Genomic DNA, 26,769 nt, shown 5'->3' with positions numbered 1-26,769 from the left:
ATTTCTTATGCAGACAATTGCAAACTGGCGGAAACCAACCGCGCTTCAGCCTACGTCTGAAACCAATAGTTGAGTTTGATAAAGAGGGTATTGGACTGAGATGTAAACCAGTCACTATCGGACTCTGAGCGGTAGTTCGAATCGTTTAGATTGTAGACAACAAACAGGGTGCTGCCGGGGAGATATTCCCACCGTAAGACAAATGTGCCAATGTTGTTCTGCATTTCAAAACTAGGATCGTAGACATCGCCGTCAAACTGAGCAAATTCGAGTGTCTTCGGTCTGAGCAGTTCCTTGAAATCGTAGTAATTTCCTGCGACGAGAAACGGCTGCAAATACATCTGGAGAGACAGATCCGGCGAAAAAGTCCAGTTTGCTCGGATGGTGATGTCTGTAAGCTCTTGCGCCAGTGGCGAGTAGATGCGGTGAATGTTGCCGCTGTCTTCAGTAACGCCGACGTAATACTCGTAGTTCAGATCGTTCCAGTGCATCATTCCGACCGAGAGGCGCAGATAGTCCGTGGGATTGACCGTCAGCGAGAATTGTTGCACATTTCCCCAGCTTCCCGTCGTCCTTCTGCCGCCGAATAGGGAGCCTTCAAAAACGATTCGTTTGCGCGGATCGGTATGGAAAAAGGCAAAGAACCTGAATCCACCGGGGCGTTGGATGATCCACGCATCTTCGTGCTTGAAAAGATCACCATCGTCATGTGACGGCAACAGAATCTGACCGCCGAAACCAAACTCCCAAAAACTCTTGAGCAAGTTGAACTGATTGATTTCAATGCGCCTTGCCAGCGAGATGCCGTCAGTCCGGGAATAGTGGAAAAGAGCGATCCCGAGGCTGTTATTCTGAAAAGGTCCCCAGGGATCTTGTTTCCTCACCCCGCCGCCGGCACGCACTGCCCATACGCCCACTCTCTGCAGGAATCCCATGTCGTTGATGTCAAAGCCGTCGCCGTACCATGTACCGATGAGGTTTATATTCCACCACTTGGGATCGTCGTAGGCAAGACGAACCTGGGTCGCATATCCATCGTTTGCACCTCTGCGTGAAGCAGCTGCCTGTCCGGCAAAGGTAAACTGGCTGTTGATGAACCGCCAGCGCCAGTCAACAGCTGCCGTAGATGCGGCTTCACCCCCCTCCCGCCGCACGTCGGTCACCATGGCGCCGATAGTGGAAACACGGTTAAAGATCGGATTTTCGACCCGGCCGATGAAGTAGTTGCTGTATGGTTCAAGCAAGAACTCCTCCCCGTTCTCCGTTATACCCATCTCCTTATCAGTGACACTTTCGATCAGGCCGTATGCAAATCCCGAAGGGAGTTTACCGATAACCTTGGCGGCGGCCAGAATGGTGGTCGCTTCAGGACTGCTCTGGAGCGAGTCTTCAGACGGCGCGAAATAGTCCGGTGTCTTCCCTATCCGTCGCGAATGAAACAGACGAATGGGCGCAATCATGTGCGACCCTTCAAGCCAACCCTGAATCTCCTCACCGATCTGTGGTGTAAAGAACGATCCGCCTTCCACAAAAAATGGTCGTTTCTCTGGATAGAAAGTCTCAAAGGCGGTAAGATTAAGTACTGACGGGTCGGCCTCCACCTGGCCAAAATCAGGATTGATGGTTAAAGACGCCGTTGTGTTGCTGGCAACTCTATACTTTACGTCTAGACCGGTATTCCTTGTGAGTGATGACTCATCACCCATAAAGCGCCCTCCCAGGACGTACGGTAGAGCTTCAATCTTTTTTGATGGTGGAATATTACTCAATCCCGTCAATGTGCCGTAGCGGGAGACGATCCCTTTGACGCCGCGCGGCTTGCCGGGCCATTCGTGCCACTCCTGCTTTCTGTAGATCATCCGGTTGAGTTCAAGACCCCAAGTCTGTTCCGGCGCTGAACTGAACTGGAAAATGGAAAACGGCAGCTCAAACTCCACACTCCACCCCGCTTCATCAGTAGCCACCTGCGCATCCCAAACCGCGTCCCACAATCCGTCATAATTTTCGTCATCAGAAATGTAAAGATCCATCTTGACCCCGGCGGCGTTCACGATAAACACGTATCCCGTGCGATTGTCGTCCTGTGTATCCAGCGCGACGCCGATCCAGTCAGCATTTGCGTCGGCCGCCTCCATCCAATCATCCCTGCGGGCCAGACGCTTCATGATCCGATCCGGCTGTGAATCGAAGTTGCGGAAGGCTACGTAGAGATTCTCATCATCATACAGGATTCTCACTTCGGTACTTTCTGTAGGCGGCACCAGATTCTCCGGCTCCACCTGAATCAGATCGGTGACCGGTTGAGCTTCCTGCCATACGGCGTCACTGAGATCGCCGTCAATGACAGGCGGAGTCGAAATGCGGACGGCTCTGGTCGTCTTGAGCGGCAGCTCAGCGGGATCGACAGAATCGGCATTCTCAGCCGCCAGCTGTCCCGACAGTACAAGTAGCACAATGATTTCTTTTGTTAACGAATATCTCATATATCCTAGGAATTATCCCTTGCAGGTTCTGGAATGCTATCTGCAAAAGGGAACCAAATTTACTGGCACAAAAGATTAAACAACAAGGTAAAGGTCCATCCACCGCCAGTTCGAAAGATATTTTCTCACCTCTTCTTGCAGTTCGGGCAGTATCTCATTAACTTATAACAGACTAAAATATCCTATTTTCAACTATCTGATTCGGATCAAATTCGGAAGACCAGACGATCATGAAAATCTGTGTTCTGACCAAGCAAGTTCCCAGTGCAGACTCGCCACTCAAGCTCAACGGAGAAGGTAACTGGATAGTAGAAGAAAACGTCTCCTTTGCCATCAATGAATCCGACACATATGCCCTTGAGGAGGCGTTACTTATCAAGGAACAAACGGGAGACGGTGAAGTGGTAGTAGCAAGCCTTGGTCCGCAGCGCGCCCAGCGAGGGATTCGTGAAGGACTGGCGAAGGGAGCAGACAGAGGCATTCATATCGAAGAATTACTCCCCTACACTTCTGACCCTTTCCTAACTGCAACCATTTTTGCAAACGCTCTCAGGGACGAGAGTTTTGATCTTATCCTTACCGGCCTTCAGTCAGACGATCTGGGATTGGGACAGGTGGGTGTCCTGCTAGGAGAGATGCTGGGCATGTCAACCGCTACACTTGTCATAGGGACTGAGATCTCTGAGACCACCGCCCGCGTAAAGCGCGAGCTGGAGGGTGGCTGGTTTCAGTGGACGACGCTGAAGATGCCAGCATCAATCTCCATCCAATCGGGCATTAACACTCCCAGGTATCCATCGCTGAAAGGGATAATGGGCGCAAAGAAAAAGGAAATCCGTTCTGTCACCCGGGAGGAAGTCACCGGCGGCGTAGAGATATTACAGACTCTCGAGAAAATCTATGTCCCTCAAAAAGTAAAACGGACTGAGATGATAGAAGGAGAGACAGATCAGGTCGTCGCCAAACTGATTGATGTTTTCAAACGTGATATAAAGGTTTTATAGGAGCAGTCATGGATATTCTAGTCGTACTGGAACAGAAGAACGGCACTATGCACAGGGCAAGCATGGAAGCCATTGCGGCAGGCCAGTCTCTGGCGAAGGATCTGGGGCAGACTGTTTCGGTTCTAGCCATGGGAGAAGAGATCAGCCAGATGGCCCAGGCGGCCGCAACCAAGGATGTGTCGGAAGTTCTCACGGCAGAGCACTCTCTGCTGAAAGATTATTCGGCGGAAGGTTATACAAAAGTTCTCACTCAAGTTATCAAAGCAGAATCGCCAAACTACGTTATCATGGGTCACACTTACATGGTACGCGATTTTCTGCCAAAAGTGAGTGCCTCTTTAGGCCGGCCGCTGATTGTTGACAACATCGCTTATCGGATCGAAGAAGACACAACCGTTTTTATAAGACAGGTTTTTGCCGGCAAACTGGTGGCCGATGTCCGCCCGACAGGTGATCCCCCATATCTGGTGACGTTTCAATCAGCAGCTTTTCAGGAAGATGCTGTAGCGGAGGGCAGTGGCGCCACGGTGCGGCCGGTAGAGGTAAATCTTGAACCCGACAATATCACTACCACTTCGGAAGAACCGTTTCAGGAAACGACGACCACGGTCGATCTAACCAGCGCCAAAGTTATCGTCTCCATTGGACGGGGAATCGGAAAGGAAGAAAACCTTCCTATCGTCAAATCGCTGGCGGAAGCTTTTGGCGGACAAATTGCATCCTCGAGGCCTGTGGTGGACGCAGGGTGGCTACCACCCTATCATCAGGTGGGAAGCTCGGGTCAGACGGTGGCGCCGACACTCTATCTTGCGCTGGGCATCTCCGGCGCGATACAGCATGTGATCGGAATGAAAGGTTCCAAGAACGTGGTGGTCATCAACAAGGATCCGGAGGCACCGCTGTTCGAGATCGCTGACTATGGCGTGGTAGGTGATATACTGGAGATTATCCCCAAGTTGACTGAAGCCGTTCAGGCAGCCTAGCTCAGCAATTGAGCACGGCCGACAGCTTGAGCCACGTATAACAAGATCGCCATTGAAAGGATCCCCCCCCCTCATGACATTTTCCCTGCTGGAAAAGACAGCTCTTGCCGTTCTCATTGCTGGAACTCTGGGATTGTTCTTCTGGGAAGTAGTGAAACGGCTTCGCATTGTAGCCCGAGGAACAGGGACCCTTCCTCTGGATCGAATTTCGCAACGCCTGATCCGGACTATTCAGGAAGTGCTGTTCCACCGCCGCGTAATCGGCGGACGCTTCTGGCCGGGTCTTATGCACGGACTGGTCTTCTGGGGATTTATCGTTTTCGGCATTATTACTCTAGATCACTTTGCTGCCGGCTTCGAAACTCCACTCCTCTCCCCAGAACAGCATCATTGCTACTCCATCGTCGTATTGCCCTTTTCCATTTTGGTCATCATCGGCATCAGCTTCCTCGCCTACCGCCGTTTCATCCTCAAGCCAGAGGTTCTGGGCAAGCTCTCTCCCACCTCGGGAATAGTGGCTCTCTTCATCTTCCTTCTGATGGTCACTTACATATACGGTGAAACAAGTCCACCACTTCTGCTGGCAAGATTCAACTGGTGGTTGCACGCGCTCCTGGTACTGGCCTTCCTTATATTAATCCCCAAATCCAAACACCTCCACCTCGTTTTTGCCCCATTCAACATCTTTTTGCGTCCGTTTGACACTCCTGATCATGAAGCCGTCAAGATCGACATGGAAGCGCCCGAGGAGGAGCTCGATGCCATGCTGGAGGGGCTGTCGCACTTATCGAAGAATCAAGCTCTGGACGTCTTCTCCTGTGTGGAGTGCGGCCGCTGCACCGATGCCTGCCCCGCCCATCGCGGCGGCGGCACCCTCAGCCCGAAACACCACTTCATGCTCGATCTGAGACAGCCGCTTCTCGACGGCGGCACTACCGCCGTTTTGGACCAGATTGACGTCGAAGCCGGATGGGAGTGTACCACGTGCCAAGCGTGTACCTTTGCCTGTCCTGTCGGCAACCAGGTGGAAAAATCGGACGAAATCCGGCGACTGCAGGTTCTTGTGGAGGGTGCCGTACCTCAGGAATACCAGAAGCTGTTTATGAATCTTCAGGAGACTGGCAATACCGAAGGTGCCTTCCAGAGCCCGTTGGCGGAACGGCTGCCCAAGTTTACGGAAGATAAAGAGTATGTTCTGTGGCTCGGCTGCTTCGCGCGCCATGAGCTCGATCCTGATTTCACCAAATCGGTGGAGAATTACACCAAAATCCTCGACAGCGCCGGCGTCTCTTATGGTATCCTGGAGGATGAATGGTGCTGCGGTGATCCGGCGAACCGCCTGGGAGAGAAAATGACCTATCAGCTCCTGATGGAACACAATATGGAGCAATTGTCAAAAGCGAAAAAAGTGACCTCCATGTGTCCCCACTGCATCGTGAATCTGAGCAAAGAGTACACGAAGTTCACCAACATTGAGTACCGAGTGGAACATCATACACAAGTTATAGCATCTCTGATTGATCAGAAACGAATCGACGTTTCCACAAAGGCAGAAGGCGCCATCACCTACCACGATCCGTGCAATCTGGCACGCATAGTGGGAGAACTGGATGCTCCTCGCCGGACTCTGCGGACGCTGGCGCCAGACTTTTTCGAGATGGAGGAACACGGTACAAACACGCTCTGCTGCGGTGCCGGTGGCGGACTATGGTGGAAGAAAGAAGGGACCGGCCGAACGCACATCGTAAGAGCTGAACAGATCGCTAACTCCGGTGCTGAAACGGTTGTAACGGGATGCAATTTCTGTTACGGCATGTTCAATCAAGGGTTGGATCCAATCACTCCAGAAGGCCGCAAAGCCGTAAAAGTGAAAGACCTGGCCGACCTTGTAGCCGAGAATCTTGCCTGATCCTCCTCGGTGACAGCCGGCAATTTGTGGCGCAAATCACACACTTTAGGAGGCAATAAAAAAATCTTGCCAAGGGACTGGATAATGTCTATTTTTCTGTTTGTGGGGCGACACGGCAACATCACCACAACTCATTCCATGGCTAATTGGAGGATGATGCAATGAAATTGAAATTGATAACAGTACCGTTGGCAATCATATTAATGATTGCAGGAGTTTCCGGACAGGGGCTCAGCGGTAACTTTAAGATGACGGGTGTGCACGTTAAGTGGATCAATGTGGCTCGTGATTCCGGCGCCGCCGTTGAAGATGTAGGCTCAACCCACGATTTGGTTCTGTCGTGGCCCAGCGCGGCGGCCGAACAGTTCACATGGGGCGCGGGTAGCTTTGATCCCGGTGATGTGGTTGCCGTTGCGGAAACACCGGAGGCAATTGCCAACATGGGCTCTGCTGCGACACTTGTAGCTGCCGCCGGCATTGATCTCACTGTGATACTGAACGAGGACGGGTCGTTTGAGATCCCCACCAGCACTTACCCATCCACAGATACGGAAAACTGCTCGACCTTCGCCTCTATGCCGACCGTTGCTGAGCAAGGTACATATGAGTGGGATGGTGAAGACGATCACGGCGGGTTCGGCATCGTGGAATCCGGTGTCTTCGATCTTTTCAGCATGGATGCCACCGATGTGAACCACGGCTATATCAATGTTTACCGCGCCGAAGATGGCTCGGCGATTCGCCATGTCATCCTCGGGTGGAATGCCACTGACGGCATCGGGTCAGCCAGTGGTATCGATGCTGAGGGACTCTTGAACCGGCAGTTGGGTTTCTCCACAGCACCAGCTGATGAAGACTTTGTCACTGGCGTGAATGCAGCGTACGGTAAGAGTCTCAATGTGGGCGATCATGTCACACTTGGCGATAACTGGCCTTACGATGAAGCAGTGGTGGCCAACTGGGGTTACATCTTCGATCCTGCCGGACCGGACGGTGAACTTTTCAGCGGCGATGAACCGCTCCAGTTTACCGGCTATTACATGACCTATCACGATCTGGTTGCACTGGCAACCTTTGGCGGCGCATTCAATGCAGCCGTAACCGCTGGTGACGACGAACTGACGGCGGCTGGTGCAGCGGCCTCAGCGACATTGTCGACCCTAGGGGTAGATGCTACAGTTATCGCTGCTCTGGGGGATCTCGGTGCGCTGGCCTGGGGCGCCATGGAAGGAATTCTGACTGCGGGCGGCGATATAGAAGATGCAATCATTGCCGGTGTTGTGACAGCTCTGGGAGCGGGAGTCCAAGGCGCCGCGGCAGCAGGTATCGACTTTGCAGCTGCCCTTGACGACTCGGATCATAACTTCGACGGCACCAACGGCAGGCTCATCTTTGAAGTGGGCAACCAGTGCGTACCGAACAGACAGACGCGCGTGGTGAAAGCGAAATTTTCCAGTGTAGAAGTTCTGGAAGCGGCGGAAGAAGACGCGTTGCCGACGGAATTTGCTCTGAATCAGAACTACCCCAATCCGTTCAACCCGTCCACGAGCATCACGTTCGATATCCCTGAGAGCGGCGATGTCACCCTGACTGTCTGGAATATGCTCGGTGAACAGGTACGGACACTGGTTGCATCCAACATGACCACGGGCAGCCACAGTGTGCAGTTCGATGGACTGGATGACGCTGGAACGCCACTGGCGACCGGCATCTACCTGTATCGTCTTGATACAGCAAAGTTCAACGCTACAAAGAAGATGTTATTGATGAAATAACATTTCTGTCGTCATAAACCTGATTCATGTTTGACACTTATCAACCCCGCCCCGTAAGGCGGGGTTGGTTTTTTCCGCATAAGAATGAGAAATTAGCGCCTGTGAAAACGGAAACATTCAAACTGCTGCTGATCCTGATGTTCCTGCTTCACGGCGCGCTGCTCACGGCCGCCGGCACCATTAAGGGGAGAATAACCGATAAGAGTACCGGCGATCCGCTCATGGGAGCCAATGTCCTGGTAACGGGTCCGGAACTGGATTCTCCAACGGGCTCAGCCACCGGTATGGAAGGATACTATGAGGTAAAGAATCTGCCGGCGGGAGTTTACACGGTCAAGTCTTCCTTTATAGGCTACGATGAGATTGAAGTGACCGTCACGCTTGAGGAGGGCGCCACTGAAACGGTAAACATGACTCTCAGTCCGGCTGCCATAGAATATCAGACGTATGTGGTGACCGCTTCGCGCCGCAGGGAGCGGGTAGAAGATGCCCCGGCCGCCATCTCGGTCATCACCGAAAGGAATATCCGCCGCGAGAGCAACACCAATCTCGGCGACTACCTGAAAGCCGTTAAGGGCGTCGACTTTACCCAGTCCGGTGTCGACAGCTACAACCTGAGTGCCAGGGGCTTCAACTCCAGTTTCAGCTCTCGCCTGCTGACGCTGACGGACGGCCGCATGGCCAATGTCCCCTCACTGCGGCTGACCGCCTACAACGTCATCCCCATAACGTCTGATGATGTGCAACAGATCGAGGTTGTCCTCGGTCCTGCTTCCGCCATCTATGGTCCCAACGCTCACAGCGGCGTCCTGAATATTATTACCAAACCGCCAAGATTCTCAAAACCGCTCATCGTCAATTTTCAGGCTGGTGACAGGCAGTTGAAGAAATTTTCTGCTCGCGGCGCCCTCACCAGAGGTAACCTTGGCATTAAAGCCTCCGCGGCATACCTAACCGCCGATGACTGGCGCCACTTCAATCCTGATGAGCGGGAAGCCCATCACTTCGCATTCGTGGGAAACTGGGACCTGATTACAGACGGCAGAAACGCTATCTGGCAAACAGGCCTCATCGAAGACGGCAATCCGACCGAAGCGATACTTATACCGGACCCTTGGCCGAACGACGACCGCGAACTAACGGAAGAGTATCTCAATGACGCCGGTATCGACTGGTTCATCGGTAGTGACGGTCAATTCTACACCAACATTGCTGTATCTGACGGTATCGATAACAACGGCAACAGCGACGACTTTATAGATCTGAACGGCAACGGTCAGCCCGACGCAGGCGAACCGGGAGTAAACTCCGACGGACTTATTTGGGCCGACGGCGAGGATAACGACAGTGACGGCCTTGTGGATGAAGGCGTGGATGAAGGTATTGATGACCAGATAGAAAAGTGGTACGACGGTTTTGATAACGATGGAGACGGGCTGATCGACGAAGCAGACGAACGGGGATCGAAATGGCAAAACCGTGTGGGAGAGCGTGGGGCAAACAAGTTCGGTGAATTCGAGTTCGGTAATAATGGTGAAATACTGTTTGATACGAATCAGGACAGTTGCTTCGGCTGTGTTGGTGACAGCACTATCTATACCTACCGCGTTGATGATGCTAACGGTGATGGTGTTGATGATTTCCCTGATTTTGCAGTCAGAAATGTGCGGAGTGACTTCAGACTTGATTATGACCCCAGCGACGATTTCAAGACAAGTCTCGCCTACGGCTACGCCTGGGCCAAAAACATCAATATTACAGGTATCGCCAGATATCTGGCCGATGGATGGATCTACCGTTACGCACAGGGTCGTCTCACCTACAAAAACTTCTTCGCTCAAGCCTATCTGAACTCGAGCAATGCCGGCAGAACAAGAAGTCTTGCAACAGGAGGCCGGATCAAAGACACTTCAAGAAAGTTCTCAGCACAGTTACAGCATCACAAAATGTTCTGGAACGAACGACAGAGAATCGTCTGGGGGGTCGACTATTTCCGTACCATGCCGCAGACATTCGGCACCATCCTGGGTGACAACAACCTGTGGGACAAAATCGACAACGATGGCGATGGAGAGTCAGGGTCACCAATCTCATGGGCCGAAACTATCGATAACAATGCTTACGACAAGGGAGAGATGTACACCCTCTGGGACACTGATTCTGGTTTACAGGACGGAGCAGTCAGCGGAGTAGATAACGCCAGAAGGGCGATAGCTGACGGCATCGACAATGACGGCGACGGACTGGTAGATGAAGGCATCGATGAAAAAGATGAGGACAACCGCTACATCGTCAATGAACTGGGATTCTACTTCCAGTCCAACACGAAACTCACGGACAAGTGGGAGCTGATTATCGCTAACCGGCTTGATGCGCACGACAAGTTAACCGACATCATAGATTTTGGAGAGAAAAACCTTTCCGTTAATCCTTTCCAGTGGACATTCGATTTTGAGAATCAGGAAGGGCTCCAGATTTCACCTAAGATAGGACTGATGTACCGACCCCGTGACAATCAGAACTTTCGCCTCACCTGGGCCAGGGCATTCAACACACCATCGAGCCAGGCACTGTTCCTCGATATTTTTGTGCAGCGATTTTCTGTATTCAAGGTCTTCGCCAAGGGAGCCGGTAACGGTTACCACTACCCAAGAGACGAAAACGGTCATCTCATTTTCTGGGATATCAGCGAAGATCTGTGGCAATACAACACCCTCCACTGGGAAAAGTTCAATGATAGCAACAGCGACGGCGAGTGGTCCTTTAGCGACGGATCGGCCGACACGCTGTCAGATATCTTCGGCAACCAGTATATCTATACTTTTGACAGCAACGACCAATTCGATTTTATGGACTACGGCACTGACGGCAAACCGGCGGAACCGTATACCGACACCAACGGCAACGGCCAGTGGGACTGGGGCGAGCCCTATGAAGATCTCGACGGCAACATTTTCTATACCGGGCTTGACAATAACGGTACTGAAGGGGACGGCATTTTTCAGGAAGGTGAGCCGGCAGAACAACACGAAACCTGGGTGGACGACAACGGAAACGGCATCTGGGATGAGCTTTACAAACTCCTTTTCCCTTCAGTAGATCCTAAGATAAAAGGTACATTTCAGTCAGACATCGCCACCGACCCGGAGCCGATTAATCCCGAGATCGTTCGTACGCTGGAGTTTGGCTACAAAGGCAGAGTAGCCAAGCGCCTTTACGGAACGTTTGATCTATTCTACAGCAAGTACACAAGCTTTGTCAGTCCAATCCTCTTTGTTACACCAGTCGTTGTCAAGAACGATCCTGAGCTGACCATAGACAGATTTTTCAACAGCCCCAGCAGTTATATCCAAGGTGTTACTGTTGTAGGTGATACAGCTGATATTACCTCCGGTCACAACCCTCCTGTGGTTGTGGGATATCTCAACTTTGGTAAAGTCTATATGTGGGGCATAGATGCCAGCACAACCTTTTTCGTCAACCGCAATTTGATCATTGATGTAAACTACTCGTACCTGAGTCTGTCTGATTTCATCAATCCGCTTACAGGAACGAAAGAACCCATCAACGCTCCCAAGCACAAGTGGTCCATGAAGGCAACTTACGAATTCCCTGAAGGTTACTCCATTGCGGCTTATCTCAGACATGTTAACAGTTTCCCGTGGCAGTCGGGGATCTATTACGGTACGATCAAGAAGTACGATATTCTTGATCTGCATCTCGGGTACTCTGTCAATGACCACCTGAGATTATTTGCCAGCATCAGCAATCTGTTCAACAACCGTCACGTTGAAATCATAGGCGGACCCAAGCTGGGGCGGATGGTAGTTCTACGGCTGCAAGGTACACTGTAGTTACGTTTAGCGCTTCATTCTTCTTTTTATAAAGGATTAGGTTTCTGCCATGGCTGAACTGCCCACATCCAGGAAAACACTCCTCTTCGCGGTACTGCTTCTAACGCTCACTTTTCTGGCTGAGCTCATTGGCGGTATCGCTTCCGGCAGCCTGAGTCTGGTATCTGATTCGTTTCACGTTCTCTCGGATCTTTCAGCCATACTCATCGCCTACGTCTCCCTGGCTATTGCCCAGCGGACCGCTCCGACGCAACGGATGGCTTTCGGCTACCACCGGCTGGAAGTCATCAGCGCCCTATTCAACGGACTGCTGCTAAGTCTGATTTCAGCCTTCATTTTTATTGAAGCGTGGTCCCGGTTTACCAGCCCGACTGAAATTGACACAACCTATGCACTCATCATCGCCATTATCGGGCTTATTGTAAACCTGGTAGTGGCCAGAAAATTTCACCAATCATCGTCAGACATCGAGAAGGATGTCAACATTCGCAGTGCTTATCTGCACGTGCTGGGAGATATTCTCGCCTCGATCTCAGTCATCGCCGGCATTGCAGCAGTAAGGCTTCTTGACATGCCTGTAATAGATCCCGTCGTGGCAGGATTCGTAGCAGCCCTTCTGTTAGTTAGCGCCGGAAGGGTTCTCTACAAGAGCGCTGAGATCTTGCTGCACAAATCTCCCCAAGATATTGACCGCGTCCGCAAGCGCGTGTTAGAGCTAGACGGCGTGGAAGATTTTCTCGATGTGAGGCTGTGGCAGGTCTGCTCACACCTGACGGTAGGGACAGCTCACGTGGTAGTGTCAGTGAATTCTCTCGAAGAGACCGAGGCGATCAAGAGAGAAATCAAATCTATAATTCAGGCTGAGTTTGATATCCGGGACATGACGCTGGAATGTGATACAATAGGGACGTCCGGAGATCATCCCCACAGGTTTCAACACGAACATCACTGACACCGAGTGCCCTCATCCCATAGCGTTTGGGTGCTTAGGTCTCTGAAGGACGCTCGCCATACCACGAAGAAATAGGACGGCACCGCTTCCGGCGCACGTCGCAAGCTCAAGCAAAGGGATCAACTACCACGCTAAAGGGTAATCAGAGGCCGTATTCCACATCATCGACCCAAGTGTGGTTCTAGGCGGAATACCTGATGTCAAAGAGAGGACTTAAGACAAAATAACCGTAACAAAAAGAGGCGGTAATATTCTACAAAACTGTCTCATGGGACGGTCGCCATATCAATGGCTTCATCGATGAGCATGATGGGGATGTCGTTCCGAACGGGATAAAGGAACTTACCGTCAGCACATAGAAGGCCGTCGTCAATGGGCTCTGGTACGGTCTCGTTCTTGCGGTTCATGACAGTGCCGTTGGCGATTGCCTGATTAACTCGCTCTCGTTCCTCTTCCGAGAGGGGATGAAGATGATCTTTTGTCTCAGGGCAACAGAGGATGTCCAACAACTCCTGACTGATACTCATGGCTGCCTGCCCTTGCTCAGCGATCGGTGTAAAAACCTGCTCTGATCAGTTCGGCAATGACCCTTCCGGAGGCTTGACTCCGAATGGCGCAAGTGCTTCCTTCTCCGGCACAGTGATTTCGCCGTACTGCTTTTCGTAGCGCGAGATGTTGTCCTTCAGCGCATTGAGAAATGCTTTCGCGTGCGGTGGTGCCATAATAGTCCTGGCATTTACCTTCGCCTTAGGCATTCCGGGAAGAAGGCGCGTGAAATCAAAAACAAATTCCGCCGGTGAATGAGTAATCACCACAAAATTTGCATACTCTCCGCTGCCTACCTTTTCATCAAGTTCAATACTGATCTGCTGCTGTTTTCCCTTTGTCATTTCTTCCCAGACTCCTCTTCGTCATCTCGTCTGTTGAATTCTTCCCAATCTTCTTCCAAGCCTTCCCATTCGTCAATATCCTCAGACTCAGACTTCTGTTTCACCGGTTCAGAATCTTCTTCAAAGAGAGAAAACGTATCTTTTTTCTTCTCGTAATCCTGTGGATCGACCTCTTCCTGATCTGAAGGATCAAGCCTCTCCAACTCGTCTTTGTAAAGCTTCATATCGAAAAAATCAATATCAACTACAATACCGTTCGCAATCAGGTACTCGACGAAATCGAGATATTTGGGCTGCTTCAGATCTGTATTGCAACTGGGGCAGACCACCTTTTCTTTCAGCTCATCCTCATGAAGAGGAACGCTGCACTCGGGGCAAATGATTCCTTCTAACGCCATAATACTCAGTTCTTCTCCTAATTTCGGAGGGTAAATATAATCGGCGACTCCACTGTCGCCAACAATAATTTTTAGGAGATGTTCTGAAAATCTAGGAGCTGTTCAGCCCCGCATCCTGAAACAACCGTTTGTAGAACTGCTCTTCAACAGTAGAGATGTGCTGATTTCTTCTCTCCTTTGCGACACGGGCCGCCAGCATGAACTTCTCAAGAAGGTGGATCCTTCGTCTCCCGTTTACCATCCATGAAAAGGGGGCGATTGTCCTGGGAGGGAATCCGTAACCGACAATGTTCGATCCAGGACCAACGGCAGTACCGGTGTTAAACATGGTGTTGATGCCTGTCTTTGAATGATCTCCCATAAAGAGCCCCACGAAGAGAGATCCAGAATCAACGACTTCGCCATTTACCGAGACTTTCACATTTGTGTAGTTATTTTTTAGATCACTGTTATTTGTGTCGGCACCGAGATTAACCCACTCGCCTATAAATGCATTGCCGATAAAGCCGTCATGCTGCTTGTTGGACCAGCTCTGGAAAATGGACTCAGTCACTTCGCCACCGATCTTACAGCCAGGACCGATAGTGGTACCGCCGTATATTCTGGCGCCCGCTTTGATGAGAGTACCGTCACCGATCACAAGAGGACCTTCGAGAAAGGCTCCCGGCAGAACAGTCACTTCCTGGCCGATAATGACAGGTCCACCTTCAGCATCCAGAACAGCCCCCGATTTTACGCGTGAGCCGGAGCCTAGATACAGTTGCGCCTCATTGAGCAGGTGGACGCCGGAATCGATAGTGCCTTTTGAACTTCCCAGATCAAACAGTGCACTGTCTTCCGTAATCACTTCCCCATTAGCATGGACATAATCCCACAGATAGACAGGACATTCCACCGAAATATTCTCACTGGCCAGTGGCGTTTGCGGCCGAGTTGTGACAGGTCCGCCCCGGTTAAGCCACTTCTCCCCTATCTCTCTGTCAAGGATAGCGCCGACAAAATTCTCTTGTGTAAAAAACACGGTGTTCTCGAAGGGCAGCATAGTGTCTATTATACGTTTGCGCCACAAAGCACGACTGTTGAGCCAGAGAGCAGCCTCCACACCACCGGGGTTAACTTCCTGTTCAGGAAACCTCTCCCGCACAACATCAGCCAGCTCCTCACGGACAAACAAGCTGATATGCGCATCCGGAAGCTCCAGGCGGATTCTTTCCAGCACGCTGAAGACACCGCAGCGCAGATCAAACGATGGGCGCGTAAGGGAGAGCGGCTCCAGATTGAGCGTTTCACTTTTATTTTCAAACAGATAGATATTCATAGATCGAGAACCTTCTGAATCGCCAGATAACCGCGTTCAACAAACTGACTGTCTTTTCTGTCAATCTGTATATTGAAGAAATGTTCCGCAAAACGACTGCTGAAACCGACGCGCAGAGGCGCCCTGGAAAGGTAGGTCAGATAAGCTGTTGATAAATTGAACGAGGAGTGCATATCCACCACCGCATGATACGACTCTGCAAGGGCTCGCTCGATTAAACTCTTGCGCGGCAGTTGGAACCAATCGATGTCTTCATCAGTATAGATCTGGACACGATCCGGAAGTCCGTCGGCAAAACTGTGATAGAGTGCCTTATCCATCAGGAAACTGAGTTCGGCTTTACCGTTGTGGTAGACAGACTTGAGGAAATACCTGGCGACGCGGGAATTTTCCCTCCCTTCCGGTAAAATGATCAGGACACTGGACACACCAGAGCCTTCTTTGCGAATCGCTGCCAGCTCTTCGTGGATGCGCAATTTTCTGGTTAACCTGAACCACCAGATAACCAGCCGTACCTTGATTTTTTCTAACTGCGGATACACCAGACGCAATATATAACTTTTGCCGAAATATATTAAACTTCTTATCTTGTTTTCGCCATGAAGAAAATTCTTATAGCAAACAGGGGGGAAATTGCTGTTCGTGTCATCCGGACCTGCCGTGAGTTGGGTATAGAAACTGTGGCTGTTTTTTCCGATGCAGACAGGACTTCGCCCCATGTTCTGCTCGCTTCTGAAGCTTACGCCATCGGTCCAGCCCCATCTGGTGAAAGCTATCTGCGGCAGGATAAGATTGTGGACGTGGCGCAGGCGTGCGGTGCCGATGCAATTCACCCCGGTTACGGCTTTCTTTCCGAAAACACTAATTTCGCCAAAGCCGTGGTGGATGCTGGTATGACCTGGATCGGCCCGCCACCTGAAGCGGTGGCCATTATGGGAGATAAAGTATCTGCAAGGGCGATTGCCATGGAAGCGGGCGCCTCTGTGGTACCGGGCTCCGCCGAGCCTGTTGCCGATGAAAAAAGATCCGCTGAAATCGCCACCGAAATCGGCTATCCTATCCTTATGAAAGCTGTGGGCGGCGGAGGCGGCAAGGGGATGCGAGTTGTAGCATCGGAAAAGGAGCTGAAGAGTGCTCTCAAGACGGCCCAATCAGAAGCGGATGCCGCATTCGCCGACGACCGCGTCTTTATCGAAAAATATCTCCTGGGCCCGCGACATATCGAAATCCAGATTGTTGCGGACAACCACGGAAATGTAGTAGCGCTACAGGAGCGTGAATGTTCAGTCCAGCGCCGCTACCAGAAAATTATTGAAGAATCTCCTTCGCCCTTCATCAGCATGGAGCAGTGGTTGCAAATGGCCAACTACGCAAAACAGATTGCTGAGAATTGCGGCTACGTCAGTGCCGGGACAATAGAGTTTCTCGTCGATGAAAATCATACTGTCTATTTCCTGGAAATGAATACGCGTCTCCAAGTGGAGCACCCCGTTACGGAAATGATCAGTGGAATCGATCTGGTGAGAGAGCAGATCGCTATAGCCCAGGGGGATCAGCTGACCCTGTCTGAGGAGAGCGAAGTTAACGGCCATGCCATCGAATGCCGCATCTATGCCGAGGACGGTTTCAACCGTTTCGTGCCCAGCATCGGAACTGTGGCGGGGTTCGATGTCCCCGACGGACCTGGCGTCCGTTTCGACCACGGCATCCGTCTCGGACAAGAGATTACACCCCATTACGATCCCCTCCTGGGAAAACTGATCGCATGGGACAAAAATAGGACCGGCGCCATTGAAAGGATGAAACGGGCTCTTTCTGAGTGCCGGATTGTGGGCATAGACACCACTATCCCCTTTTGCCACGCCGTGCTCAGTCACACCAGCTTCGCCAGGGGCGACTACAACACAAACTTTATCATTGACGAGATGGAATCGTTGCGCAAGATCAGTGCTGAAAACGTCGCTACCTACCGGCATCCCGCCTCGTACCTGACTGCTATTCACTCATCGCAAGAGATGTCAGCACCTTCAGCCAACGGCGAAGTTCCTGCACCACAGTCAAGCTGGAAACGAGAGGGACGGAAGGACTCTTTGCGGTGATATTCAAGACTATTCTTGATGGCAAAGAACTTACCTTCACTATGCGGGCGAACGGAGAGAATATGCACGTCATCACAGAAGACAGCACTGCCGATATAGACGTTTCTCGGCTGAGCGCCAACGAGTATTCGTTGCTCATTAACGGCAACTCGCACTATGTGGGGATCACTGAAGATTCCAGTATCTACAAAGTGACAATCGACCATAACACTATCTGGGTCAATCTCAAGGATGAAACTGAACTGGTGCTAGAAAGAATAGGTATGGTAGACAGTTCAAAGCAACCCCACGGAGAGATACGGGCGCCCATTCCCGGACTGGTATCCCGCATCCACGTTTCGAAAGGAGACAAAATAGGCCTTGGCGACAAGCTTCTGATTCTGGAAGCTATGAAAATGGAGAACGAGATTGATTCTCCAGTCTCGGGTGTTGTTGAAGAAGTTGCCGTATCTGCCGGCCAATCCGTGGAAAAGGAGACTCTTCTCATAACCATCAAACCGAACGGCCATGAGCACAGGTAAACGAATACTGTGGAGCGGCCTCGGCTGGGTTCTGGCTGGGCCCATCGGCGCCATCATCGGCTTCTCGCTGGCATCGCTATCAGACGATCGTCAGCCCGGAACCAGCTACCGCTCGCAGTTTGGTATCGGCGGAGATTCGCCTGAATATCCCAGAACAAAACCGGGCGATTTTGCTGTATCACTGCTGGTTCTGTTTGCGCATGTTATGAAAGCCGACAAAAAAATGCGCAAGTCTGAGCTGGAATATGTAAAACAGTTCCTGAGCGGCAATTTCGGTGCGGAAAACTCACGGGATCTGATGGTGATGTTCAAAGATATACTTAAACAGGACTACTCTATTCCGACAATCTGCCGTCAGGTTCAGAAACATATGGATCATCCGAGCAGGCTAGAACTTGTGCATGTCCTCTTCGGCCTCTCCCGGGCCGACGGCGAAATTCATCCTATGGAGATAGAGGAGATTCGAAAAATCTCAAACTACCTTGGTATCTCCCACGCCGATTACGATTCCATCAAAGCTATGTTTATCAAAGATGCTTCATCTGCCTACAAGGTACTTGAAGTGTCCCCACAAGCATCAGACCAAGAAATCAAGAAGGCGTACCGGCGCATGGCCGGCAAGTTCCATCCCGATAAGGTCCATCACCTGGGAGAGGATTTTCAGGAACTGGCGGAAGAGAAATTCAAAGCCATCAACGAGGCGTATCAAGAAATAAAGGGCGAAAGAAAGTTTACCTGACTTTACTCTCATATGGCGGACGAAAAACCCGGCCAATACCCCTTTACCCGGGGCATCTACCCCGATATGTACAAAGAACGTCTGTGGACCATGCGGCAATACGCCGGCTTCACATCGGCTGAAGAATCCAACAGACGATATCACTACCTCCTGAAGCAAGGCGTCACCGGCCTTTCGGTGGCGTTCGACCTTCCGACACAGATGGGTTACGATTCTGATCACATCATGGCGGAAGGAGAAGTGGGCCGCGTCGGCGTTCCCATCTCCACCCTTGACGATATGCGCACGCTTCTAAAGGATATTCCGCTGGATGAGGTTTCCGTATCCATGACTATCAATGCTACCGCCGCCATTCTGCTGACGTTCTACCTTGCCGTCGCTGAGGAGAACGGTGTTCCGCTCGATAAGCTGCGCGGCACCATCCAGAACGATGTGCTTAAAGAGTATGTTGCAAGAGGAACACACATCTTTCCGCCGGAAGCTTCTCTGCGAATCGTCACCGATATTTTTGAGTTCTGCCACCTTACGGTTCCCAAGTGGAACACCATTTCGATTTCGGGATATCACATCCGGGAAGCGGGCGCCACCGCCGCCCAAGAGCTGGCGTTCACATTCGCCAACGGCGTTGCCTACGTCCAGGCCGCCCTCGAGCGCGGACTGAAGGTGGACGACTTCGCACCGCGCCTCTCATTCTTCTTTAACGCACAAATCGATTTCTTTGAAGAGATCGCAAAGTTCCGTGCCGCAAGACGGCTCTGGGCAAGAATCATGAAGGAGCGCTTCGGCGCCAAGGATCCCAAATCGATGATGTGCCGCTTTCACGTCCAGACGGCCGGCTCGTCCCTGACGGCGCAACAGGTGGACAACAATGTGGTGAGGACCGCCGTGGAAGCTCTGGCGGCAGTTCTCGGCGGTACCCAGTCTCTTCATACCAACGCGCGCGACGAGGCTCTGGCTCTGCCGACAGAAGATTCGGTTCAGTTGGCTCTGCGGACTCAGCAACTGATCGCTTACGAGACCGGTGTCACGGAGAACGTCGATCCTCTCGGCGGTTCTTACTATGTGGAGAGTCTCACCAAGTGTCTTGAAGAGGAGGCTGAAAAACTCATCGGAAGAATTGACGATTTGGGCGGGGCGGTTACGGCCATTGAGAAGGGGTTCATTCAGAACGAAATCGGACGCAGTGCCTATGAATATCAGAAACGTATTGACCTGGGAAGACGGAGCGTCGTCGGCGTCAACAGGTTTATGGCCCAAGATTCAGAAATTCCGGCGACTCTCTTCATCGATACCGAAGCTGTCGCCTCACAAGTAAACAGGACAAAGGCCTTCAAGTCTGACAGAGATCCGGACGATTTGCGAGCCGCGCGGAAGACTCTGCAAGAAGCTGCGGCGGGCGATGATAATCTGATGCCTCACATCATACTCGCAGCAAAAAGCGGCGCTACTCTCGGAGAGATTTCTGACACGCTGCGGCAGGTCTTCGGCGAGTACGATCTCCCCTGACTGTGATCTTTACGCAGCTCATCCAGGCTAACCTCCAGACCAACAAGCTAGGCAAGAAGATTGAGTACTACGCCCGGCTCGAATCCACCAATGCAGCGGCAATGGCGCTGGTTGAAGCTGGTGAAGGTGAAGAGGGAACGGTGGTTGTCACTGACCGGCAGACGGCCGGAAAAGGGAGACGTGGGAGGGAGTGGTACTCAGCACCGGGAAGGGGGCTAGCCTTTTCCGTCATTCTTGAACCGGAAATAGCAGCCTCTGATTCGGGACTGCTCTCCCTCTCGGCTGGCCTGGCCGCGGTGGAAGCGCTGGAGAGATTCGATCTCCAGCCTCGACTGAAGTGGCCGAATGATATCTTCCTATCCGGGAAGAAGTGCGGCGGCGTGCTGGTGGAGAGCAAGATCCAAAGCGATACTATGACACACGCCGTAGTCGGCACAGGAGTCAATGTGAACGAGATAACGGAGGACTTCCCAGATGACCTGAAGCCGGATGTCACTTCCGTGGCTATAGAGAAAGGATCGCCTGTTCAGAGGGAGCTTATGCTTGCGTGGATGCTCAACTCACTTGAGCGGTTGTACGGCCAGTTGAGAGAAGGTGGAACTCAGCCGGTAATCAACGACTGGCTTGAGCGTTGCGCTCACGTTGGGAGCATCATTACTTTTTTGCAGGGAGAGAAAGAAGAGTCAGGAACGTTTGCGGGACTCACGCCGTGGGGCGGTGCTGTCATCGAGACCGAGAAAGGGGAGCAGCATCTTTCCGGGGAGGATATTTCAGTGCTTTAGCTACGGACGCCCCAGTATTTGCCGATGTCAATGGGCTCCTCCAATTCCTCATCCAGCCTGTGAACAGCGCGAAAATACTTGGCCAAAGACTACACCTTCGATGTGCGACTGAGGGAGAGCCTTACCGCTTCACACTTTCGCCGTCACTGCCTCTGCCATCGCCAAACTCGTATCATTCCCACCCATGTCATAGGTCTTCACCTTACCTTCAGCGATTACCTCCGCTACCGCATCTTCGAGAGTTGCCGCCAAGTCTGTCTCCCCCAGCCACTCTAACATCATCTTTGTGGTGAGGAGCATAGCCATGGGATTAACCTTGTACTGACTGGAATACTTTGGCGCCGAGCCGTGGGTCGGCTCGAAGACGGCGTAGTTATCGCCCACGTTGGCGCTGCAGGCAAAACCGAGACCGCCCACAAGCTGCGCCGCCAGATCGGAAAGAATATCACCGAACATATTCTCTGCCACGATGATGTCGTAATCCTGAGGATTCTTCACCAGCCACATGCACTGGGCGTCTATGTTGGTCTCCCACAGAGGGATGTCGGGATAGTCAGCGGCCACCTCCCGGGCTGTGCGCAGCATGAGCCCGCCCGTCTCCCGCAGCACATTTGGTTTATCTACCACCGTCACTGATTTCCGGCCGAACTTCTTCACATATTCAAAGGCCTGTGTCACGATATTTTCACACCCCTGTCTGGTCATAATCCTGGTAGATATGGCGATATTGTCGAGGCCGAATTTCTCGAACTTGCCCATCTTCGGATGATTCCGGTCGAGAACGTCGAACACTTCCTGGGGTAGCGGATAGAATTCCACTCCGCCGTACATCCCTTCTGTGTTCTCCCGGAAGATGACGATATCGATGTCATCCTTGTAGTTGAGGGGGTTGCCGGAATAAGCCTTACACGGGCGACGGTTGGTGTGGAGATTAAACTCTTGGCGTAACTGGACGATCGGACTGAAATAGACGAATCCCTTGTCTTGAAGCTCGGGAGTCAACTCCTTGGCCGCCTCCTCCTTCGGCTTGGACGTGATGGCGCCAAAGAGGGCGCAGTCGGTCTCCTTCATCATCTTCTTCGTTCGGTCCGGAAGTGCGTTTCCCTCCGTCTTCCAGAACTCCCAGCCGATGTCGCCGTGGATGTATTCGGCATCAAAGTCCATTGCGTCCAATACGAGCCGGGTGCACTCCATAACGTCGTTGCCAACGCCGTCCCCCGGCAGCCATGCGATGCGATATTTAGCCATTATGCTTCTCCCTTAATGAGTGTTCGGGATCTCCCGCCTTAACGGATCTCCACCGACAAGTTGGTCTCCAATAAGCTTCAGATACCGCGTTCCAGTTTTTCCTGTACCCAATTCTCCAGTCCACCCGCAATAATCAGTTCCTGAGCCGTCGCGCCAACCGGATCGATGGGATAGTCTTTCTCCGCCGTACGGATCACTGCCTTCCCGAAATCAATCTGCGCCACAATTACCGTTCTCATCGTCAATTTCGCCTCACCAAAAGACGCCTTCAGATCTTGTGCCAGTTCAGGACACTTGAGTACAAGAAAACCGTTGTTGATGGCATTGCGGGCGTAGGTCTGACTGAAAGATCCGGCAATCACCAGCCGGATGCCCGCATACTTCAGCGCCGTGGCGGCCTGCTCCCGCGAACTCCCCGAGCCAAAGCTGAATCCCCCCACCAGAATGTCCCCGTCACGAACAATCTCCACAAAGGCGGGATCGTAGTTCTCCATAGCAACTTCAGCCTGCTGCTCCGGCGAAAAATCATCGATATAGGTGTACTTCCCCGGGAAGATACCGTCTGTGTTCAGATTATCCTGATGGCAGAATATCAATTCTCCCTCCACCGTTGCGGGGAAACCTTTGAGCATCTGAATATCACCGGGCGGCTTCTTCTTCATCTCTGCAGTTGTGATACTTGTGAGAGGCTCACCTGAACCATAATCGCCCACTCCCGAGATGAAGCCGTTGACAGCAGAGGCGGCTACAACAGCCGGCGATGCCAGATAGGCTTGAGCATCTCTCGATCCCATCCGCCCTTTGAAATTCCGGTTTGTGGCCGAGATACCCACTTCACCGTCTTCAAGCAGCCCCACGCCAAGGCCGATGCACGGTCCGCATCCCGGCGGTAGCGGGACGGCTCCCGCATTCACGAGTGCCCACCAATCACCACGCTCCTCACTTTCGGTCTGCACTTCGCTTGACGCCGCCGCCACGTAGAACTGAACGGCGTCAGCAACTTTCCTGCTGCGGATCACTTCCGCGGCCTGAGCAATATCCGCCGCCCGGCTGTTAACGCACGAAACGAGATACGCTTTATTCACCGGGATATGCTCACGCTCAACATCAGCAACACTACGCACTGTTTTCACATAATCGGGACCGGAAATGTGCTGACGGACAGTGGCAAGATCGAGGGATAACTCCTTTACATAGACGGCATCTTCATCAGCAGATAATGGCTCCTTTTCCAAGCTGTCAATCCGGTCGTGGTTCAAGCGCGGATGGGGTTCACTTCCGCCTGAGGCCAATACAGCGTCGGCTCGCGCGCGGAGCCACTCGATGGTAACTGAGTCCACGGGGAAAAAGCCGGTGAGAGCACCCCATTCGGTAGTCATGTTGGCGATAGTGAGGCGATCGTCCAGCGACAGATGCGCCAAGCCGTCTCCGGCGAACTCCACTGCGTGGTTTAACACTTCATTATTATTGAAGACGCCGCAGAGGGTGATGATGGCATCCTTCCCGGTCACACCCTTCTGAAGTTCACCCGTGAGCGTCACCTTCGCCACCGGGGGAATCTGCCACCACGTCTGCCCCGTCGCCCAGATTGCAGCGGCGTCGGTTCTCACCACGGGAGTTCCCAGACAGCCAAGCCCGCCGTACATATTGGAGTGACTGTCGGAGGCAACCACCACGGTGCCAGGCCATGCATACCCTTCTTCACAGATTATCTGATGCCCGATGCCGCGTCCCGCCGGATAGAAATCGACGCCCATCCTCCCAGCAAACGCCTCGATGTTGCGGTACTTTTCCATGTTCTTTTCACTCTTGTCCTGGATATTGTGGTCCAGAGCGAAGACGGGCTGGCACGGATCCGCCATTCCGGTGGCCCCGATACCGGCAAACTTCATCATGACAGCACCGGTGTTGTCGTGAGTCATAACATGGGCAGGACGGACGAAAAGGTAGTCACCACAACGTACCTTCTGACCAGACTTGAGTCCGACGGCGAAACGCTGCGCAATTTTCTCCACAAGATTCTGCATGATACTCTGGATCAGAGAGCTAACCTAACTTCAAACCTTGTCAGATCAATCCGTGATCGGCAAAAGAATAGGTCTCTTCGCCAGCGATGATAATATGGTCGTGAACGGAGACGTCAATGGTCGCCGCCGCATCCTTCAGTTTCCGGGTGATCTCAAGATCATCCTTGGACGGCTGTGGACTTCCAGACGGGTGATTATGGACGACAATGAGTGCCGCGGCATCGTTGTCCAGAGCCTGTTTCACCACCTCCCGCGGATAGACTGCTGATGTGGTCAGTGTCCCATCGAATACTTCTTCCATTGACATGATCTGGTTGCGGCCGTTCAGATAGATTACCATGAATACTTCCCGGCTTCTGTCGCGGAGGTTCACTTTCAGATAGTCTATCACTTCCTGAGATGACTGAAGAAAGTCCTTCCCTTCGATGCGCTCAGCCAGATATCTGCGGGCAATATCCCTCGCCAGTCTCAAACCGAAAATGTTGTTCGGTCCAAGACCTTTCACTTCGGTAAGTTCCCTGGATGACGCTTCAAGAACTCCCCGGACAGAACCGAACTTCCGTACCGCCGCCTTGGCCATCGGCTTACAGTCTTTCATGGGCTGACCGAGCGTCAGTAGAAGTTCGATGATTTCGTAGTCGTGGAAGGCGTCCAGTCCCGATTTCAGGAACTTCTCTCTGAGCCGCCGCCTGTGACCTGCGTTAGGCATGATATCTGTCCAGTCTTGCTATGATGACCAGTTCACGCAGGGTCGCCCCACCCACGTAATTAATTCAGCGCTATCCCGCCAATTCTTGCAATTTAGATTTGAATTCGCGCATCTCCCTCACATTCCCGGTGTCAATTTCACCCGATTCCCATTTCAGTCGGAAATCGGTTTCAGAATCGGAACCGCCCTGTTTCAGATAGAGCCGATAAAGTTCGTCGTTTTGTCGCGGTTTGTTCTTGTGGAGCGTGGCCGTAATCTGATAGGAAAGGTCCTCGAGAAGATCATCAATTATCCTTTTCGGGAGGCGTCGGCTCAACAGACTCTGTTCAATGCGGGAATAACGCATGCCGTTCAGAACATAGTCTTCGAAAGCTTCGTAGGCGATGGGAGCGATTCCCTGAACAATTGAAGCCATGGCTTCCGCGTAAATGCGGATCTCATACTGAGCATGCTCATCCAGCCGCAGCGAAAGAAAATGAATGATATTATGCAGGTCGTTCTTCCAGTACCACTCTGTGTAGAGGTTCACCGGAAGGACAGCCCGCGCTAATTCCCTTGCAATGCCGGCTTCGTTCAGTTCGGAATAGATGGTATAGGACTTCTCAGACATCTCTTTGAAATAGCTTATCACCTTCTTCTTCAGATTCTGCGGCACCTCCCCGGAGCGACCTTGCTTGTTGAGTTTACTCTGGTAGAGAATGTGCTCCGGATCGGGGATGTAGAATTCGTCCCTCGCCTCAGAGTAGCGCAAAGAGTATTCATTGATGTTGGCTGTGCGGTGACGAACCCACTGCCGTGCCACGAAGATGGGCATCTTAGCATGAAACTTGAACTCTACCATTTCGAAAGGGGTGGTGTGGCGGTGACGCATGAGGTAACGGATCAACCCCCTGTCCTGGGACACTTTGCTGGTGCCCTTACCATAGCTCACCCGTGCCGCCTGAACGATGGCATCATCTCCGCCCATGGAATCAACCAGTCGGACAAAACCTTTATCCAGACAGGGAATAGCACCTTCAGGCATCTTTTGTTTTTCAGGCACCCATACTCTCCGAACGAGTTAGTACATTGAATGTATTATCCACAGCCTGCGGATCACCTGCCACCAATCCCGGCGTGATGAGTGTCTTTTCATTGTTGTACGTGACCGTATTTCCGTTGAGATCCATCAGAACCCCTCCCGCCTCATTAACTATACAATGTCCCGCGCAAATGTCCCACTCATTTTTTGGACGCAAAGAGGCGAAAACGTCTGCCTTGCCTGCCGCAGTTAACCCTAGTTTATATGCCACACTCCCCACACCTTTCAACTCTTTGAACTCATCTTTATAAGGAAACCAGAGGCCATCCCGGGTCTCCGTCCTGCTGTTAAGGATCACCATTTGAGAAGGGTCCGTCTCAGTGGAACAGGAGACCCTTTCACCGTTCAATTTTGCCCCTTCACCCTTTACCGCACTGAACAGTTCCTCTTTCACAGGATTGTAGAGAATACCCAAAACAGGTACCTTGTTCTCCACCAGTGCAATGCTCACAACCCACATGGGCACTTTTTCAATATACTCTTTTGTCCCG

Annotated in this window: 22 protein-coding genes; 11 read left to right on the top strand and 11 right to left on the bottom strand. The window is 52.1% G+C overall.

Translation table 11 applies throughout. The features are described from left to right. Positions 1 to 50: 50 nt before the first annotated feature. The gene (locus tag QF669_04275; GenBank protein ID MDP6456660.1) at positions 51 to 2,483 is read right to left on the bottom strand and encodes a DUF5916 domain-containing protein; all 2,433 of its coding nucleotides are present in this window, start codon (positions 2,481 to 2,483) and stop codon (positions 51 to 53) included. A 230-nt stretch (positions 2,484 to 2,713) separates the two neighbouring features. Between QF669_04275 and QF669_04270 the strand changes: the two genes are divergently transcribed. From QF669_04270 to QF669_04245, 6 genes are all read left to right on the top strand, one after another. After that, positions 2,714 to 3,487, top strand: coding sequence for an electron transfer flavoprotein subunit beta/FixA family protein (locus QF669_04270; protein MDP6456659.1), 774 nt, complete (start codon positions 2,714 to 2,716; stop codon positions 3,485 to 3,487). A gap of 8 nt (positions 3,488 to 3,495) precedes the next feature. Then, positions 3,496 to 4,470: an electron transfer flavoprotein subunit alpha/FixB family protein gene (locus tag QF669_04265; protein MDP6456658.1), complete on the top strand. Its 975-nt coding sequence runs from the start codon at positions 3,496 to 3,498 to the stop codon at positions 4,468 to 4,470. Between the two features lie 73 nt (positions 4,471 to 4,543). Continuing rightward, positions 4,544 to 6,379, top strand: coding sequence for a heterodisulfide reductase-related iron-sulfur binding cluster (locus QF669_04260; GenBank protein ID MDP6456657.1), 1,836 nt, complete (start codon positions 4,544 to 4,546; stop codon positions 6,377 to 6,379). Between the two features lie 161 nt (positions 6,380 to 6,540). Then, the gene (locus QF669_04255; GenBank protein MDP6456656.1) at positions 6,541 to 8,154 is read left to right on the top strand and encodes a FlgD immunoglobulin-like domain containing protein; all 1,614 of its coding nucleotides are present in this window, start codon (positions 6,541 to 6,543) and stop codon (positions 8,152 to 8,154) included. Between the two features lie 101 nt (positions 8,155 to 8,255). Further along, entirely contained in the window at positions 8,256 to 12,008 is a 3,753-nt protein-coding gene (locus QF669_04250; protein ID MDP6456655.1) for a TonB-dependent receptor, read from the top strand. Positions 12,009 to 12,057: 49 nt separating this feature from the next. Continuing rightward, positions 12,058 to 12,960 carry a cation diffusion facilitator family transporter gene (locus QF669_04245; protein MDP6456654.1) on the top strand — a complete coding sequence of 301 codons (903 nt, stop codon included), beginning with the start codon at positions 12,058 to 12,060 and terminating at the stop codon, positions 12,958 to 12,960. A gap of 266 nt (positions 12,961 to 13,226) precedes the next feature. On the opposite strand, the gene QF669_04240 is transcribed toward QF669_04245, so the two are convergent. The 5 genes from QF669_04240 to QF669_04220 all read right to left on the bottom strand — a co-directional run bounded on the left by QF669_04240 (position 13,227) and on the right by QF669_04220 (position 16,117). After that, positions 13,227 to 13,487 carry a Trm112 family protein gene (locus QF669_04240; GenBank protein MDP6456653.1) on the bottom strand — a complete coding sequence of 87 codons (261 nt, stop codon included), beginning with the start codon at positions 13,485 to 13,487 and terminating at the stop codon, positions 13,227 to 13,229. Positions 13,488 to 13,532: 45 nt separating this feature from the next. Then, a complete protein-coding gene (locus tag QF669_04235; protein ID MDP6456652.1) occupies positions 13,533 to 13,850 on the bottom strand; it encodes a DUF3467 domain-containing protein in 318 nt (105 codons plus the stop codon). Beyond that, positions 13,847 to 14,248 carry a hypothetical protein gene (locus QF669_04230; protein MDP6456651.1) on the bottom strand — a complete coding sequence of 134 codons (402 nt, stop codon included), beginning with the start codon at positions 14,246 to 14,248 and terminating at the stop codon, positions 13,847 to 13,849. The genes QF669_04235 and QF669_04230 overlap by 4 nt, the downstream gene beginning before the upstream one ends. Before the next feature lie 91 nt (positions 14,249 to 14,339). Further along, a complete protein-coding gene (locus QF669_04225; GenBank protein ID MDP6456650.1) occupies positions 14,340 to 15,566 on the bottom strand; it encodes a putative sugar nucleotidyl transferase in 1,227 nt (408 codons plus the stop codon). Continuing rightward, positions 15,563 to 16,117, bottom strand: coding sequence for a hypothetical protein (locus tag QF669_04220; protein MDP6456649.1), 555 nt, complete (start codon positions 16,115 to 16,117; stop codon positions 15,563 to 15,565). Before QF669_04220 ends, QF669_04225 begins: the two co-directional genes overlap by 4 nt. 48 nt (positions 16,118 to 16,165) lie before the next feature. Between QF669_04220 and QF669_04215 the strand changes: the two genes are divergently transcribed. Genes QF669_04215 through QF669_04195 form a run of 5 tightly spaced genes read left to right on the top strand, consistent with a single transcriptional unit; the run spans position 16,166 to position 21,213 of the window. Next, on the top strand, positions 16,166 to 17,665 hold the full coding sequence (locus QF669_04215) for an acetyl-CoA carboxylase biotin carboxylase subunit (protein ID MDP6456648.1): 1,500 nt from the start codon (positions 16,166 to 16,168) through the stop codon (positions 17,663 to 17,665). Further along, the gene (locus QF669_04210) at positions 17,662 to 18,186 is read left to right on the top strand and encodes a biotin/lipoyl-containing protein (protein MDP6456647.1); all 525 of its coding nucleotides are present in this window, start codon (positions 17,662 to 17,664) and stop codon (positions 18,184 to 18,186) included. The genes QF669_04215 and QF669_04210 overlap by 4 nt, the downstream gene beginning before the upstream one ends. Continuing rightward, entirely contained in the window at positions 18,173 to 18,925 is a 753-nt protein-coding gene (locus tag QF669_04205; protein MDP6456646.1) for a TerB family tellurite resistance protein, read from the top strand. The genes QF669_04210 and QF669_04205 overlap by 14 nt, the downstream gene beginning before the upstream one ends. 12 nt (positions 18,926 to 18,937) lie before the next feature. Beyond that, positions 18,938 to 20,431: a methylmalonyl-CoA mutase family protein gene (locus QF669_04200; protein MDP6456645.1), complete on the top strand. Its 1,494-nt coding sequence runs from the start codon at positions 18,938 to 18,940 to the stop codon at positions 20,429 to 20,431. A gap of 2 nt (positions 20,432 to 20,433) precedes the next feature. Further along, positions 20,434 to 21,213 carry a biotin--[acetyl-CoA-carboxylase] ligase gene (locus QF669_04195; GenBank protein ID MDP6456644.1) on the top strand — a complete coding sequence of 260 codons (780 nt, stop codon included), beginning with the start codon at positions 20,434 to 20,436 and terminating at the stop codon, positions 21,211 to 21,213. A 129-nt stretch (positions 21,214 to 21,342) separates the two neighbouring features. Here QF669_04195 and QF669_04190 read toward each other — a convergent pair whose 3' ends face one another. The 5 genes from QF669_04190 to QF669_04170 form a co-directional block, all read right to left on the bottom strand. After that, the gene (locus tag QF669_04190) at positions 21,343 to 22,461 is read right to left on the bottom strand and encodes an isocitrate/isopropylmalate dehydrogenase family protein (protein ID MDP6456643.1); all 1,119 of its coding nucleotides are present in this window, start codon (positions 22,459 to 22,461) and stop codon (positions 21,343 to 21,345) included. A gap of 77 nt (positions 22,462 to 22,538) precedes the next feature. Continuing rightward, complete coding sequence (gene lysF, locus QF669_04185) at positions 22,539 to 24,488, bottom strand: homoaconitase (protein MDP6456642.1); 1,950 nt, start codon at positions 24,486 to 24,488, stop codon at positions 22,539 to 22,541. A gap of 40 nt (positions 24,489 to 24,528) precedes the next feature. Further along, on the bottom strand, positions 24,529 to 25,197 hold the full coding sequence (radC, locus tag QF669_04180; GenBank protein MDP6456641.1) for a DNA repair protein RadC: 669 nt from the start codon (positions 25,195 to 25,197) through the stop codon (positions 24,529 to 24,531). A gap of 70 nt (positions 25,198 to 25,267) precedes the next feature. Beyond that, positions 25,268 to 26,239, bottom strand: a complete 972-nt coding sequence (gene thyX / locus QF669_04175) for an FAD-dependent thymidylate synthase (GenBank protein MDP6456640.1) — start codon at positions 26,237 to 26,239, stop codon at positions 25,268 to 25,270. Continuing rightward, positions 26,232 to 26,769, bottom strand: a 538-nt coding sequence (locus QF669_04170) for an inositol monophosphatase family protein (GenBank protein ID MDP6456639.1), incomplete at its 5' end; no start/stop codon positions are given. The genes QF669_04170 and thyX, both read right to left, overlap by 8 nt.

The organism is Candidatus Neomarinimicrobiota bacterium, from assembly GCA_030743815.1.
Lineage (GTDB): Bacteria > Fidelibacterota > Marinisomatia > Marinisomatales > S15-B10 > UBA2146.
The sequence above is the reverse complement of the archived record's forward strand: the minus strand, read 5'-3'. Positions and strand labels throughout refer to the sequence as shown.